This is a genomic window from Kitasatospora sp. NBC_00315 (genome assembly GCF_041435095.1).
Classification (GTDB): Bacteria; Actinomycetota; Actinomycetes; order Streptomycetales; family Streptomycetaceae; genus Kitasatospora.
Genome location: NZ_CP108025.1, coordinates 7,460,135 through 7,477,060, shown reverse-complemented (window position 1 = coordinate 7,477,060; position 16,926 = coordinate 7,460,135). Strand labels below are relative to the sequence as shown.

Genomic DNA, 16,926 nt, shown 5'->3' with positions numbered 1-16,926 from the left:
CCGTGGCCCGCCCTGGCGGACGTCGTGTCAGTCCGCGCCGAGCTCCAGGTCGATGAGCGCGAACATCTCCTCGTCCGTCGTCTCGGCAAGGTCCTGGCGCGGTTCCGCCGCTCCGCCGAGCGTCTGGGCGAGCGAGCGGAGCCGTGACGCCAGCCGGGTGCGGGCCGCCTCGTCCAGGACCGCCGGGCCGGAGGACGGCGAGACCGCGGAGCTGAGCGCCGCCTCCAGCCGGCCGAGGTCGGCCAGCAGGGACCGCTCGGGCGCGGTCGCGCCGGGGTCCGCGACCACGCTGTCCGGGAGCAGCCGGGTCAGCAGGTGCCGGGCCAGGACGGTCGCCGAGGGGTGGTCGAACACCAGGGTGCTGGGCAGGCGCAGCCCCGTCGTCCGGGCGAGCCGGTTCCGAAGTTCGACGGCGGCGAGGGAGTCGAAGCCGAGGTCGCGGAAGGCGCGGTCGGGGTGGACGGCATCCGGTGTGGGGTGGCCGAGGACGGTGGCGATGTGGGTGCGGACGAGGGTGAGGAGGGTCTCGTCCCGCTGGTCGGGGCTGAGGGTGGCGAGGCGTTCGGCGAGGGTCGCGTCGAGGGCGGCCGCCGTCGACGGGCCATGCGCGGTGCGCAGCCGGTGGGTCCCCGGGACAAGGTGGCTGAGGAGGGGTGGGGTGGGGTGGGTGGGGTGGAGGTCGGCGGGCAGCAGGGCGGGGCGGCCGGTGGTCAGGGCGGTGTCGAGGAGGGTGAGGGCGTCGGGGGTGGTGAGGGGGCGTAGTCCGGAGCGGGTGATGCGGTGGTGGTCGCCGGTGTCGAGGTGGCCGGTCATGCCGCTGGTCTGTGCCCAGAGTCCCCAGGCGAGGGAGAGGGCGGGCAGGCCGTGGGTGTGGCGTTGGTGGGCGAGGGCGTCGAGGGCTGCGTTGGCGGCGGCGTAGTTGCCCTGGCCGGGTGAGCCGAGAATGCCGGCGGCGGAGGAGAACAGCACGAACGCGGACAGGTCCATGTGGCGGGTCAGCTCGTCCAGGTGCCGCGCGGCCTCCCATTTCGGTGCCAGGACCGCCCGCAGCCGTGCTTCGTCGAGGCCGGTGATGGTCGCGTCGTCCAGGACTCCGGCGGTGTGCACCACCGCGGTGAGCGGCCGGTCCGCGGGGATGCCGGCGAGCAGTTCGGCCAGCTGCCCGCGGTCGGCGACGTCACACGCGGTGAGCGTCACCTTGGCGCCCAGGGCGGCGAGTTCGGCCACCAGCTCCTCGGCGCCCGGCGCCTGCGGCCCGCGCCGGGAGGCCAGCAGGAGGTGCCGCACCCCGTGCGAGGCGGCCAGGTGGCGGGCGACGGCCGCACCGAGGGTACCCGTACCACCGGTCACCAGGACCGTCCCTGCGCCGCTCCACGACGAGGTGCCCGGCTGCTCGCCCGTCGCCGGCAGGCGGGTCAGGCGCGCCGCCAGCAGTCGATCGGCGCGCACCGCCAGTTGTGGCTCGCCGCAGGCCAGGGCCGCGGCGAGCGGCAGGTCACCGACGGTGTCGGTCCCCGTGTCGATGTCAAGGAGGATGAAGCGGTCAGGGTGCTCGGCCTGGGCGGAGCGCACCAGGCCCCACACGGCCGCTCCCGCCGGGTCCGCGACATCGTCGCCGGGGCCGGTGGCCACGGCTCCCCGGGTCACCACGACCAACCGGGCGTCGAGGAGACGCTCCGCCGCGAGCCAGGTCTGCAGCGTGCCCAGCACCTCGCCCAGGACGTCCGCCACCGAACCCTGCGGGCACCTCAGCAGCACCGCCTCCGGCGTGGGCGCGCCACCGTCCGGCTCGATCAGCAGGTCGGCGAGGTCCGGCCCCATCCAGTCGGGGCCCAGCATGGTCGGCCGGACGATCGGGGCGGGGGGCGGCGAACCCGGGGTGACGTCCGTCCAGGTCACGTCGAAGAGTGAGGCGCTTCCGGTCGTGCGCGCCGACGCCCGGCGTTCGCCGGCGTCCAGCGGTCGCACGGCGAGGGCGTCGATCGACAGGATGCTCCGGCCCGTCTCGTCCGCCAGCAGGACGGACACGGCTGCCTGGTCACCGCCCTCCGTGGCAGGGGCCACCCGGACCCGCGCGGCGGCCGCGTTCACCGCGTGCAGGGTCACACCGGTGAACGCGAACGGCACGGCCCCCGTCGGCAGCCCGTCCGTCGCGCCGAACGCCACCGAGTGCAGAGCCGCGTCCAGCAGCGCCGGGTGCAGGTTGTACGCGGACGCCTCGTCCGCCACGACCTCTGGCAACCGGACCTCCGCGAACACCTCCTCACCCCGCCGCCAGGCGGAGTGCAGCCCTCGGAACGCCGGACCGTAGGCGAACCCGCTCTCTGCGTACGCGGCGTAGAGGCCGTCCAACTCCTCGGCCGTACATGGCACTGCGCCCTCCGGCGGCCAGCTGCGGAGCAGGTCGTCGTCGGCCGCCGGTTCTTCGGTGTCCAGCAGGCCGGTGGCGTGGTGCTGCCAGGGGTCGTCGGGGTGGGCGTCCTCATGGCGCGAGGAGACCGTCAGGGTGCGGGTGCCGCTGTCGTCGGGTGCCGTGACGCGGACCTGGAGGTCCACGCCAGCGGCCTGCGGAACGGCCAGGGGGGCGTGCAGGACCAGCTCCCGGACGTACGGGAAGTCGCACGCCTGGAGGGCGATTTCGAGCAGGGCCGCGCCGGGGAGCAGGACGGTGTCGGCGATGGTGTGGTCGGCGAGCCAGGGGTGGCTCTGGAGGGAGAGCCGCCCGGTCTGGAGGCGGGTGCCGTCGGCGAGCTGGAGGGTGGCCGTGAGGAGGGGGTGGTGGGTGGGGTGGAAGCCGGCGGCGAGGAGGCGTACGGGGTCGGTGGTGGGTGCGTCGAGCCAGTAGCGCTGGCGTTGGAACGGGTAGGTGGGGAGGTCGGGGTGGGGGGCGGCATCGGGGGAGGAGGCGGTCCAGCCGACGGTGTGGCCGGTGGTGTGGGCGTGGGCGAGGGAGGTGAGGAAGCGGGTGGTGTCGTGGTCGTGGCGGCGCAGGGTGCCGATGGCGGTGAGGCCGTGGTGGTCGTGGTGGTGGTGGTCTTCGATGGCGGGGGTGAGGGTGGGGTGGGGGCTGGTCTCGATGAACGTGCGGTGGCCGGCGGCTGCGAGGGTGGTGATGGCCTGGGTGAAGCGGACGGGCCGGCGCAGGTTGCGGTACCAGTAGCCGGCGTCGAGGGTGGTGGTGTCGAGCCAGGCGTCGTCGACGGTGGAGTAGAACGGAACGGTCGATGCGACGGGCGTGATGTCGCCGAGGGTGTCGAGGAGTTCGCGTTCGACGGTTTCGGTGTGCGGGCAGTGGGAGGCGTAGTCGACGGGCACGCGCCGTGCGCGGGTGTCGGTGCCGGCGTGGTGCGCGAGGAGCTCGTCCAACGCGTCGGTGTCACCGGAGACGGTGGTGGCCTGGGGGCCGTTGAACGCCGCCACCCACAGTCGCCCCGCCCACCGCGCATCGATCAACCCCTGTACGATGTCGGCGGGTTGGGCGACCGACGCCATGGCGCCTCGGCCGCGCAGCACCGCCAGGGCACGTGAGCGCAGGGCGACGACCTTGGCGGCGTCGTCCAGGCTGAGCGCCCCGCAGACATGGGCGGCGGCGATCTCGCCCTGCGAGTGCCCGAGCACCGCGTCCGGCTCGATACCGTAGGAGCGCCACAGGGCGGCCAGCGACACCATCACCGAGAACAGCACCGGCTGGACGATGTCCGCCTGTTCCCAGGCGGGGTCCTCCGCGTCGCGGTGCAGCATGTCCGTCAGCGACCAGGTCACCCACGGCGCCAGGGCCTTCTCACACGCCGCGATCCGCTCCGCGAACACCGGCGAGGTACGCAGCAGATCCAGGCCCATACCCGCCCACTGCCCACCCTGACCGGGGAACACGAACACCACCTGACCGTGACCGCTCCCCACGCTCCCCTGTGTGACGGACACGTGCGGCTCGCCGGCCGCCAGCGCCTCCAGTGCCCCCACGAACTCCTCACCCCGCGCGGCGACGACCACCGCCCGGTGCTCCAGCGCCGCCCGCCCCCGCGCCAACCCCGCACCCACGGACGCGACCTGGACCGCGGGGGCGGCCAGGACGAAGTCCCGCAGACCCCGCGCCTGCGCCCGCAGCGCCGCCTCCGACCGGGCCGACAACACCCACGGCACCGGGTCCCCGGCGTCCACCACAGGCTCTTCGACGGTCTCCGGCGCCTCCTCCAGGATCACGTGCGCGTTCGTCCCGCTCACCCCGAAGGACGACACCCCGGCCCGCCGCACCCGCGCCTCGTCCCGCACCCACGGCCGCGCGTCCGCCAGCAGCCGCACGTCCCCCACCGTCCAGTCGACCTGCGGCGACGGCTCATCCACATGCAACGTCCTCGGCAACACACCCTTCTGCAAGGCCATCACCATCTTGATGACCCCGCCCACCCCCGCCGCCGCCTGCGCGTGACCGATGTTCGACTTCAACGACCCCAGCCACAACGGCCTACCCTCCGGCCGTACTCGGCCGTAGGTGGCCAGCAGGGCCTGCGCCTCGATCGGGTCGCCGAGCCGCGTCCCCGTCCCGTGCCCCTCCACCGCATCCACATCCGACACCGACAGCCCCGCATTGGTCAGCGCCTGCCGGATCACCCGCTGCTGCGACGGCCCGTTCGGCGCCGTCAGACCGTTCGAGGCACCGTCCTGGTTCACCGCACTACCCCGCACCACCGCCAGCACCCGATGCCCGTTGCGCTCCGCATCCGACAGACGCTCGACGAGCAACATGCCAACGCCCTCACCCCAGCCCGTACCATCGGCGGCACCGGCGAAGGACTTGCACCGACCGTCCACCGACAGCCCCCGCTGCCGCGAGAAGTCGACGAAGGTGCCCGGTGAGGACATCACCGTGACGCCGCCGGCGAGCGCCATCGAGCACTCACCCGAACGCAACGCCTGACACGCCAGATGCAGCGCGACCAGGGAGGACGAACACGCCGTGTCGACCGTCACCGCCGGGCCTTCCAGGCCGAAGGTGTAGGCGACCCGGCCGGTGGCGACGCTGCCCGCGTTGCCGTTGCCGATGTAGCCCTCGGCTCCTTCGGGGACGGTGGTCAGGCGGGAGGCGTAGTCGTGGTACATCACCCCGGCGAACACGCCCGTCTGCGACCCGCGGACGGCCGTCGGGGCCAGGCCCGCATGCTCGATGGTCTCCCAGGTGGTTTCGAGCAACAGCCGCTGCTGGGGGTCCATCGCGAGCGCCTCACGAGGGCTGATCCCGAAGAAGTCGGCATCGAACTCCCCCGCCTCGTAGAGGAATCCGCCGTGCCGGGTGTAGGAGGTGCCCGACCGCTCCGGGTCCGGATCGAAGAGGGAGTCCACGTCCCAACCGCGATCCGCCGGGAACTCCCCGATCGCGTCCCCGCCCGAGGCGACCAGCCCCCACAGCCCCTCCGGTGAGCGCACTCCGCCCGGGAAGCGGCACGCCATGCCGATGATGGCGATCGGATCGTCACGGTCGACGGCCGACGCGCTGCCGACAGGCGCTCGACCGGCCTCGACGTCCTCCTCGACCAGTTCGGTGCGGAGCATCCGCGCCACGGCCGCCGGGCTCGGCTGGTCGAAGACCAGGCTGACCGGGAGCCGCAGGCCCGTCTCGGCGCTGAGGCGGTTCCGCAGATCCACCGCCGTCAGCGAGTCGAAGCCCAGGTCGCGGAAGGCCGAGTCCACCGGGACGGCCTCCGGCGCCGGATGGCCGAGGACGGTGGCCACGTGCGAGCGGACGAGCGAGAGCAGGACGTGGTGCTGCTGCTCCGGTGTCCGGCCGGCCAGCCGGGTGCGCAGCGCCGCGGCGCTGTCGCCGGCCTGCGCGGGGACCGTGCGACGGCGGGTGCGGGTGGGCGCGAGCTCGGCGAGGAGAGGCGGGACGGGGTGCGTCGGTCGCAGGTCGGCGGGCAGCAGGACGGCACGGTCGCCGGCCACTGCCGCATCGAGGAGGGCGAGGGCGTCGGGGGTGGAGAGGGGGTGCAGGCCCGAGCGTGAGATGCGGTGGCGGTCGCCGGTGTCGAGATGGCCGGTCATGCCGCTCGCTGCCTCCCACAGCCCCCAGGCGAGGGAGAGAGCGGGGTGTCCGGCGGCACGGCGCTGGTGGGCGAGCGCGTCCAGGGCGGCGTTCGCAGCGGCGTAGTTCCCCTGCCCCGGGGAACCGAGAACGCCGGCGGCGGACGAGAACAGCACGAACGCCGACAGCTCCATGTCTCGGGTCAGCTCGTCCAGGTGCCGCGCCGCATCGACCTTGGGCGCCAGGACGGTGCGGAGCCTGCCCTCGTCGAGCGTGGTGAGGGTGGCATCGGCGAGGACGCCGGCGGTGTGCACTACGGCGGTCAGCGGCCGATCGGCGGGAATCCCCTTGAGCAGCGTTGCGGCCTGCTCGCGGTCGGACAGGTCGCAGGCCTCGACCGTGACCGTCGCCCCCAGTGCGGCGAGTTCGGCCACCAGCTCATCAGCACCGGGCGCCTCCAGTCCGCGCCGGGAAGCCAGGACGAGGTGCCGCACCCCGTGTTCGGCGGCGAGGTGACGGGCGACGGCCGAGCCGAGCGTGCCCGTACCACCGGTGACCAGCACCGTCCCCGTGCACACCCCGCTCCACGGCACACTCCCCGGCGTCCCCGTCACCGCTGTCGGTACGAGGCGTGGGATGTGGATGGTGGCGTTGCGGAGGGCGGTTTGTGGTTCGCCGGTTGCGAGGGCTGTGGTGATGTCGGTGTGTTGGGGGTGGGGCTGGTTGGTGTCGAGGAGGTGGAAGTGGTCGGGGTGTTCGGTTTGGGCGGTGCGGACGAGGCCCCAGACGGCTGCGTGGGCGGGGTCGGTGGTGGTTTGGGTGGTGGTGGTGGCGTTTTGGGTGGTGGTGGCGTTTTGGGTGGTGATGACGAGGCGGGTGTGGGGTGGGTGGTCTTGGGTGAGCCAGGTTTGCAGGGTGTGGAGGGCGGCGTGTGTCACGTCGGTGATGTCGCCGGGTGGGCATTGCCATAGCTGGTAGTCGAGCACCGGGTGGTCGGGTGCGGGGTGGGTGGGTGTGGGGTGGGTGGGGTGTGGTGGGGCGGGGATCCAGTGCAGTTCGAGGAGGGTGCCGTGGGTGGGGGTGCCGTGGGTGGGGGTGGGGGTGGGGAGGGGGCGCAGGGTGAGGGTGTTGAGGGTGAGGACGGGGGTGCCGGTTTCGTCGGTGGCGTGGAGGGTGAGGGTGGTGGCGTTGTGGTCGGTGGGGGTGAGGCGGATGCGCAGGGTGGTGGTGGTGTGGGTGTGGAGGTCGGTGTGGGTGAAGGTGTGCGGTAGTAGAGCGGGGTGGGGGTGGTCGTGGGGGGTGTCGTGGTCGTGGGTGTTGTGGTGGGGGGTGAGGAGGGCGACGGTTTGGATGGCGGCGTCGAGGAGTGCGGGGTGGAGGGCGAAGCCGTGGGTGTTGTGGTGGGGGGTGTGGTGGGGGAGGTGGACTTCGGCGAGGATGCCGTCGGTGTGGTGCCAGGCGGTGGTGAGTCCTTGGAAGAGGGGGCCGTAGTTGAATCCGTTGTGGGTGAGGTGGTCGTAGAGCTGGTCGAGGTTGATGGGTTGTGCGTCGGGTGGTGGCCAGGGGCCGGTGAGGGTCTCGTCGGCGGGTGGGGTGGTGTTGGTGGGTGGGCTGAGGAGACCGTCGGCGTGGCGGGTCCATGCGTCGTGGTGGGCGGGGCGGCTGTGGATGGTGATGGTGCGCTGGCCGGCCTCGTTGGTGGATGAGAGCGCTACCTGGATGGTGGTGTGGCCGGTGTCGGGGATGACGAGGGGGGTGTGGAGGGTGAGTTCGTCGACGTGGGGGCAGTTGGTGTGTCGGCCGGCGTGGAGGGCGAGTTCGAGCATGGCGGCGCCGGGGAGCAGGACGGTGTCGGCGATGGTGTGGTCGGCGAGCCAGGGGTGGCTCTGGAGGGAGAGCCGGCCGGTGAGGATGAGGCCGTCGCCGTCGGCGAGTTCCACTGCGGCGGACAGGAGGGGGTGGTCGGGGGTGTCGAGGCCGGCGGCCGTCACTCCGGCGGTGTTGGTGGGGGTTTTGAGCCAGTAGTGGGTGCGTTGGAAGGGGTAGGTGGGGAGGTCGGTGCCGGTGCCGGTGGTGCTGGGGGTGCTGGGGGTGGTGTGGGTGGTGTGGGGGTGGTGGTGGGTGTGCCAGGGGGTGGGGGTGTGGGCGAGGGCGGTGAGGAGGTGGTGGGTGGGGTTGTGGTGGTGGGGGTGGAGGAGGGCGGTGGCGTTGGGGGTGTGGTGGGGGAGGTTGTGGTGGGTGAGGGTGGTGAGGGTGTGGTCGGGGCCGAGTTCGATGTAGGTGGTGACGTTGTTGGTGTGGAGGGTTTGGGTGGTGTTGGCGTAGTGGACGGGGTTGCGGGCTTGGTGGGTCCAGTACTGGTGGGTGGTGGGGTCGCCGGGGGTTGCGGTGATGAGGGGGGTGTGGGGTTGGTGGAGGGTGAGTTCGCTTGCGGCGGTGTGGAGTTGGTCGAGGATGGTGTCGGTGTGTGGGGAGTGGAAGGCTTTGGTGCTGTGTAGGGGTTTGGTGGTGATGCCTTGGGTGTGGCAGAGGGTGGTGAGGTGGTTGATGGTGTCGGTGTCGCCGCTGATGACGATGGAGGTGGGTGTGTTGATGGCGGCGATGGAGATTTTGTCGTCCAGGCCGTTCAGGAGTGGGGTGATTCGGTCTTGGGTGGTGTGGAGGGTGATCATGGTGCCGGGGGGCATGGTGTGCATGAGGTGGGCGCGGGTGGCGATGAAGCGGGTGGTGTCGGGGAGGGTGAGGATTCCGGCGAGGTGGGCTGCGGTGACTTCTCCGAGTGAGTGTCCGGCGAGGTAGTGGGGGGTGATGTGGTAGGTGTCGGTGAGCAGTCGGTGCAGGGCGACTTGGAGGGCGAACAGTGCGGGTTGGGCGTAGAGCGTCTGGGCGAGTAGCCCGTCACCGTCACCGTTGTCGGTGTTGAGGAGGAGGTCGCGCAGGGGTGCGTCGAGGTGGGGTTCGAAGTGTGCGCAGACTTCGTCCAGGGCGGTGGCGAAGGTGGGGTAGTCCTGGTAGAGGCCGTGGGCCATGCCGGGGTATTGGGTGCCCTGGCCGGAGCAGAGGAACGCGGTCTTTCCATGTGTCCCGCGGGCCGGCGCGATGACGAGGGAGGGGTGGGGTTGTCCGGTGGTGAGGGCGGTGAGGGCGTTCAGGGCCTGATCGCGGTCGGTGGCGATGACGGTGGCGCGGTGTTCGAAGACCGCGCGGCCCGACGCGAGAGTCGCGCCGACATCGGCGGGGTCGAGGTCGGGGTGGGCGGTGACGTGGGTGTGCAGGGCGGTGGCCTGGGCGTGCAGCGCGGCCTGCGACTTGCCCGAGAGCACCCACACCGACGGCAGCCCCGAAGGCAGCCCCGAAGCCCCCGACCCCGCCGGCTCGACGGCCTTCGGTTCGGGTGCCTCCTCCAGGATCACGTGCGCGTTCGTCCCGCTCACGCCGAACGACGACACCCCTGCCCGGCGTACCCGCGCCTCGTCCCGAACCCACGGTCGGGCCTCCGTCAGCAGCCGCACATTCCCCGACGCCCAGTCGACGTGCGACGACGGCTCGTCCACATGCAACGTCCGCGGCAACACGCCGTGACGCAGCGCCATCACCATCTTGATGACCCCACCCACACCCGCCGCGGCCTGACTGTGCCCGATGTTCGACTTCAACGAACCCAGCCACAACGGCCGCCCCTCCGGCCGATCCTGGCCATAACCGGCCAGCAGCGCCTCAGCCTCGATCGGATCACCCAGCCGCGTCCCCGTCCCGTGCCCCTCTACCGCGTCGACGTCCGCCGCCGACAGACCCGCCCCGCTGAGCGCCTGCCGGATCACCCTCTGCTGGGCCAACCCGTTCGGCGCGGTCAGACCGTTCGACGCGCCGTCCTGGTTCACCGCGCTGCCCCGCACCACCGCCAGCACCCGATGACCGTTGCGCCGCGCATCCGAAAGCCGTTCCAGCAGCAGCATCCCCACGCCCTCGCCCCAACCCGTCCCGCCAGCACCGGCCGCGAAGGAACGGCACCGACCGTCCTCCGACAACCCACGCTGCCGCGAGAACTCAACGAAGGGCGTGGGGGTGGACATCACCGTCACGCCGCCCGCGAGCGCCAGCGTGCACTCGCCCGAGCGCAATGCCTGGGCGGCCAGGTGCAGAGCCACCAGGGAGGAGGAGCAGGCGGTGTCCACGGACACCGCGGGGCCTTCAAGTCCGAAGGTGTAGGAGATGCGTCCCGACGCCACGCTGCCCGAGGTGCCGGTCAGGACATAGCCGTCGACGTCGGCTTCGACGTGCTGTCGGGTCCGTGGCGCGTAGTCCTGCGGCATGACGCCGGCGAACACGCCGGTCCGGCTGCCCCGCACCGTCCGCGGATCGATACCGGCCCGTTCGAACGCCTCCCAGGTCGTCTCCAGGAGCAGCCGCTGCTGGGGGTCCATCGCCAGCGCCTCACGCGGTGAGATGCCGAAGAACCCGGCGTCGAACTCGCCTGCGTCGTAGAGGAATCCGCCGTGCCGGGTGTAGGAGGTGCCCGGGTGATCCGGGTCGGAATGGAAGAGGCTCTCCAGGTCCCAGCCCCGGTCGGCGGGGAACTCGCCGACCGCGTCGGTGCCGGACGCGACCAGCTCCCAGAGGTCCTCGGCCGACGCGACTCCGCCGGGGAAGCGACAGGCCATGCCGACGATCGCGATCGGCTCGTGGCTGCCGGTGATCGGTGCGACGGCAGCGGGTTCCAGGGGGGCGCGGGAGTCCTCCGCGCCGACGAGCCTGGTGGTGAGGTGGTGGGTGAGGGTGGTGGCGGTGGGGTGGTCGAAGGCGATGGTGGTGGGTAGGCGTAGGCCGGTGGTGTGGGTGAGGTGGTTGCGTAGTTCGACGGCGGTGAGGGAGTCGAAGCCGAGGTCGCGGAAGGTGTGGTCGGGGTCGATGGTGTGGGGGGTGGGGTGGCCGAGGACGGTGGCGATGTGGGTGCGGACGAGGGTGAGGAGGGTGTCGTGTCGCTGGTCGGGGGTGAGGGCGGCGAGGCGGGCGGGCAGGTCGGTGGCGGGTGTCGTGTTCGGGTGGCGGCGGTGGCCCGTGCGGGTGGTGGGGGTGAGGTGGCTGAGTAGGGGTGGGGTGGGGTGGGTGGGGTGGAGGTCGGCGGGCAGCAGGGCGGGGCGGCCGGTGGTCAGGGCGGTGTCGAGGAGGGTGAGGGCGTCGGGGGTGGTGAGGGGGCGTAGTCCGGAGCGGGTGATGCGGTGGTGGTCGCCGGTGTCGAGGTGGCCGGTCATGCCGCTGGTCTGTGCCCAGAGTCCCCAGGCGAGGGAGAGGGCGGGCAGGCCGTGGGTGTGGCGTTGGTGGGCGAGGGCGTCGAGGGCTGCGTTGGCGGCGGCGTAGTTGCCCTGGCCGGGTGAGCCGAGGATGCCGGCGGCGGAGGAGAACAGCACGAACGCGGACAGGTCCATGTGGCGGGTCAGCTCGTCCAGGTGCCGTGCGGCCTCCCATTTCGGTGCCAGGACCGCCCGCAGCCGTGCTTCGTCGAGGCCGGTGATGGTCGCGTCGTCCAGGACGCCGGCGGTGTGCACCACCGCGGTGAGCGGCCGGTCCGCGGGGATGCCGGCGAGCAGTTCGGCCAGCTGCCCGCGGTCGGCGACGTCACACGCGGTGAGCGTCACCTTGGCGCCCAGGGCGGCGAGTTCGGCCATCAGCTCCTCGGCGCCCGGCGCCTGCGGCCCGCGCCGGGAGGCCAGGAGGAGGTGCCGCACCCCGTGCGAGGCGGCCAGGTGGCGGGCGACGGCCGCACCGAGGGTACCCGTACCGCCGGTCACCAGGACCGTCGCGTCCGGGTCCAGGGGGGTGGGCAGGGTGAGGACGTTCTTGCCGACGTGACGGCCGCACTGCATCGCTCGCAGCGTCTCGCGCACCTGGCGCACGTCCCACGCGGTCACCGGCAGTGGTTGCAGTACGCCGCGGTGGAACAGGTCCACGATCGTGCGCAGGATCTGTCCCACCCGTTCGGCGCCGACGTCCATCAGGTCATACGCCCGGTAGGACCGCCCCGGGAACTGCCGCTCCACCTGCTGTGTGTCGCGGATGTCGGTCTTGCCGAGCTCCAGGAACCGGCCTCCCTGCTCGGTGCACAGACGCAGGGAGGCGTCGACGAAGGGTCCGGTCAGGCAGTTCAGGACCACGTCCATTCCCAGCCCGTCACTGGCCTGGCGCAACTGCTTCTCGAAGTCCGGGGTGCGGCTGGAGGCGATCCGCTCCGCGGGGATGCCGAGCGCGTGCAGGTGCGGCCACTTGGTCTGGCTCGCGGTGGCGAAGACCTCCGCCCCCAGGTGGCGGGCCAGTTGCACCGCGGCCATCCCCACACCGCCGGCCGCGGCGTGGATGAGCACCCGCTCACCGGGCCGCACGCCCGCCAGATCGACCAGACCCAGGTAGGCGGTCGCGAACACCACCGGCACCGACGCCGCCTGCGCGAACGACCACCCCCGCGGCACCCGCGCCAACACCGCGGCCTGCGCGACCACCACCGGCGCGAACGCCTCCCCGAACACCCCGAACACCCGATCCCCCACCACCAGACCCTCCACCCCCGGCCCGACCTCCACCACCACCCCCGCACCCTCGCTACCGATCCCCGACAGCTCCGGCACCATCCCCAGCGCCACGATCACGTCGCGGAAGTTCACCCCCGCCGCCCGCAACGCGACCCGCACCTGACCCGGCCCCAGCACGACCTCGTCCGCGTCCGCGTCCACCGGACCCACCGCGTCCAACGTCCCCGAGCCGTCGCAGCCCAGCCGCCACCCCCCACCAGCGGGCAGCACCAACCCCGACCCCGACCCCGCCCGCACGAGGCGTGGCACCCGCGGCACCCCGGCCCGCACGGCCACCTGTGCCTCACCGCATGCGACAGCCGCCGACACGCCCACACCATCGGTGCCGGGGTCGGGGTCGAGGTCGACCAGGACGAAGCGGTCCGGATGCTCCGACTGCGCGGAGCGCACCAGCCCCCAGGCCGCCGCACCCGCCGGATCCACCACGCCCTCCCCGGGGCCGGTGACGACCGCACCCCGCGTCACCACGACCAGCCGGGTTTCGGAGGGACGCTCATCCGCGAGCCAGGCCTGTACGGTCGCCAGCGCCGCGGCGGTGACGCCGGCGACGTCGCCGTCCGGGCACTCCCACACCTCGAACCCGGGTACGGGCACCGGCACATCGGCCTGCGCCTCACAAGGGATCCACTGGAGCTCGAACAACGAGCCCCGGCCGGCCGCCAGTCCCGCCAGTGACACCGGCCGCAGCACGAGGGACTCCAGCGAGAGGACCGGCGCACCCGACCCGTCGACCACCCGTAGGGCCACCGTCGTCCCGGGCTCGCCCACAGGTGTCATCCGGACGCGCAGACCGGTCGCGCCCCGGGTGTGCAGCGCGGCACCACTCCACGCGTACGGCAGGCACTCCCCCGGCGAGAGCAACCCCACCGCCTGAACGGCTGCGTCCAGCAAAGCGGGGTGGATCCCGAACCGCCCGGCGTCCGCCAACATCCCTTCCGTTAGGCCGACTTCGGCCACGATCTCCTCGCCCCACCGCCAGGCCGCGGTGAGCCCCTGGAACGACGGCCCGTAGCCGAACCCGGCCTGGGCGAGCCGCTCGTACACGTCGTCCAGGTCGACGGGCCGTGCGCCGGGCGGCGGCCACGCACCGGCCAAGACCTCGTCCCGGGCCGGACCGGCGTCAAGGGCCGGGCTCAGAAAACCCTCCGCCTGGCGCGTCCACACGCCGTCGGTCCAGCCGTCACCCACCGGCCGCGTGTACACGCTCAGCGCGCGGCGCCCGGACTCGTCCGCGGACGACACCACCACCTGGAGCAGCACAGGCTCGGATTCGGGGACCACGAGCGGTGCGTGGAGGGTGAGTTCGTCGACGTGCTCGCAGCCGGCGCGCACGCCGGCATGGAGAGCGAGCTCCAGCATGGCGGTGCCGGGGAGGATGACCGTACCCGCGATGGTGTGGTCGGCGAGCCAGGAATGGGTGTGCAGGGAGAGCCGCCCGGTGAGGACGAGACCGTCGCCGTCGGCGAGTTCGACGAAGGCTCCGAGGAGGGGATGGTCGGCCGCCTGGACACCGACGGCGGAGAGGTCCCCCGTGCCGGCCGGTGCATCGAGCCAGTAGCGCTCGCGCTGGAACGGGTAGGTGGGGAGGTCGGGGTGGGGGGTGGTGTGGGGGTGGGTGGTGGTCCAGCCGACGGTGTGGCCGGTGGTGTGGGCGTGGGCGAGGGAGGTGAGGAAGCGGGTGGTGTCGTGGTCGTGGCGGCGCAGGGTGCCGATGGCGGTGAGGCCGTCGTCGTGGTCTTCGATGGCGGGGGTGAGGGTGGGGTGGGGGCTGGTTTCGATGAACGTGCGGTGGCCGGCGGCTGTGAGGGTGGTGATGGCCTGGGTGAAGCGGACGGGCCGGCGCAGGTTGCGGTACCAGTAGCCGGCGTCGAGGGTGGTGGTGTCGAGCCAGGCGTCGTCGACGGTGGAGTAGAACGGCACGGTCGATGCGACGGGCGTGATGTCGCTCAGGGTGTTGAGGAGTTCGCGTTCGACGGTTTCGGTGTGCGGGCAGTGGGAGGCGTAGTCGACGGGCACGCGTCGTGCGCGGGTGTCGGTGCCGGCGTGGTGCGCGAGGAGCTCGTCCAGCGCGTCGGTGTCACCGGAGACGGTGGTGGCCTGGGGGCCGTTGAACGCCGCCACCCACAGTCGCCCCGCCCACCGCGCATCGATCAGGGCTTGTACGGTGTCGGCGGGTTGGGCGATGGAGGCCATGGCACCTCGGCCGCGCAGCACCGCCAGGGCACGTGAGCGCAGGGCGACGACCTTGGCGGCGTCGTCCAGGCTGAGCGCCCCGCAGACATGGGCGGCGGCGATCTCGCCCTGCGAGTGCCCGAGCACCGCGTCCGGCTCGATACCGTAGGAGCGCCACAGGGCGGCCAGCGACACCATCACCGAGAACAGCACCGGCTGGACGATGTCCGCCTGTTCCCAGGCGGGGTCCTCCGCGTCGCGGTGCAGCATGTCCGTCAGCGACCAGGTCACCCACGGCGCCAGGGCCTTCTCACACGCCGCGATCCGCTCCGCGAACACCGGCGAGGTACGCAGCAGATCCAGGCCCATACCCGCCCACTGCCCACCCTGACCGGGGAACACGAACACCACCTGACCGTGACCGCCCCCCACGCTCCCCTGTGTGACGGACACATGCGGCTCGCCGGCCGCCAGCGCCTCCAGTGCCCCCACGAACTCCTCACCCCGCGCGGCGACGACCACCGCCCGGTGCTCCAGCGCCGCCCGCCCCCGCGCCAACCCCGCACCCACGGACGCGACCTGGACCGCGGGGGCGGCCAGGACGAAGTCCCGCAGACCCCGCGCCTGCGCCCGCAGCGCCGCCTCCGACCGGGCCGACAACACCCACGGCACCGGGCCCCCGGCGTCCACCACAGGCTCTTCGACGGTCTCCGGCGCCTCCTCCAGGATCACGTGCGCGTTCGTCCCGCTCACCCCGAAGGACGACACCCCCGCCCGGCGTACCCGCGCCTCGTCCCGCACCCACGGCCGCGCGTCCGCCAGCAGCCGCACGTCCCCCACCGTCCAGTCGACCTGCGGCGACGGCTCATCCACATGCAACGTCCCCGGCAGCACACCCTTCTGCAAGGCCATCACCATCTTGATGACCCCGCCCACCCCCGCCGCCGCCTGCGCGTGACCGATGTTCGACTTCAACGACCCCAGCCACAACGGCCTACCCTCCGGCCGTACTCGGCCGTAGGTGGCCAGCAGGGCCTGCGCCTCGATCGGGTCGCCGAGCCGCGTCCCCGTCCCGTGCCCCTCCACCGCATCCACATCCGACACCGACAGCCCCGCGTCGGCCAGGGCGTCGCGGATCACCCGCTCCTGCGCGGGCCCGTTCGGCGCGGTGAGACCGTTCGAGGCGCCGTCCTGGTTCACCGCGCTGCCCCGCACCACCGCCAGCACCCGGTGCCCCAACCGCCGTGCGTCGGAGAGGCGTTCGACGAGCAGCAGGCCCACGCCCTCACCCATGCCGGTGCCGTCGGCGGCGCCCGCGAAGGACCGGCACCGCCCGTCGGGTGACAGTCCCCGCTGCTTGGAGAACTCGACGAACAGGTGCGGGGTGGACATCACCGTGACCCCGCCGGCCAGCGCCAGGTCGCACTCGCCCGCGCGCAGCGACCGGCCGGCCAGGTGCAGCGCGACCAGAGAGGAGGAGCAGGCCGTGTCGACCGTGACCGCCGGTCCTTCGAGGCCCAGCGTGTAGGCGACCCGGCCGGAGGCGACGGCGCCGCCGCTGCCGTTCCCGATGTAGCCCTCGAACCCCTCGGGGATGGTCGTCAGCCGGGAGGCGTAGTCGTGGTACATCATCCCGGCGAACACGCCCGCCCGGGCGCCCTGCAGCGAGGACGGGTCGATCCCGGCCCGTTCGACGGCCTCCCAGGAGGTCTCCAGCAGCAGCCGCTGCTGCGGGTCCATCGCCAGTGCCTCCCGCGGCGAGATCCCGAAGAATCCCGCGTCGAACTCCGCGGCGTCGTACAGGAATCCACCGTGCCGGGCGTAGGAGGTGCCGGACCGGTCCGGGTCGGGGTCGTACAGGCCGTCCAGGTCCCAGCCGCGGTCCGCCGGGAACTCCCCGATCGCGTCCCCGCCCGACGCCACCAGCTCCCACAGCCCCTCCGGCGTGCGCACCCCTCCCGGGAACCGGCAGGCCATCCCGATGACGGCCAGCGGTTCGCTCGCCGCCTCGACGGCCGCGGTGAGTTGCCGGTTGCGCGTCCGCAGCGTCTCGTTGGCCTTCAGGGATGCCCTCAGCGCCTCGACGAGCTTCTCGCTGGGCGTGGTCATCGGTGTCTCCAAGTCTGGGAGGGTGTCGAGTCCGGAGGTGCG

At 72.7% G+C, this 16,926-nt stretch carries 1 protein-coding gene and 1 pseudogene; both read right to left on the bottom strand.

Annotated elements, in window-relative coordinates:
• Window positions 1-27: 27 nt before the first annotated feature.
• Window positions 28-12,345 carry an SDR family NAD(P)-dependent oxidoreductase gene (locus tag OG823_RS31225; RefSeq protein ID WP_371484725.1) on the bottom strand — a complete coding sequence of 4,106 codons (12,318 nt, stop codon included), beginning with the start codon at window positions 12,343-12,345 and terminating at the stop codon, window positions 28-30.
• Window positions 12,346-12,555: 210 nt separating this feature from the next.
• Window positions 12,556-16,884: pseudogene (locus tag OG823_RS31220) on the bottom strand (type I polyketide synthase); the annotation flags it as partial.
• Window positions 16,885-16,926: the final 42 nt, after the last annotated feature.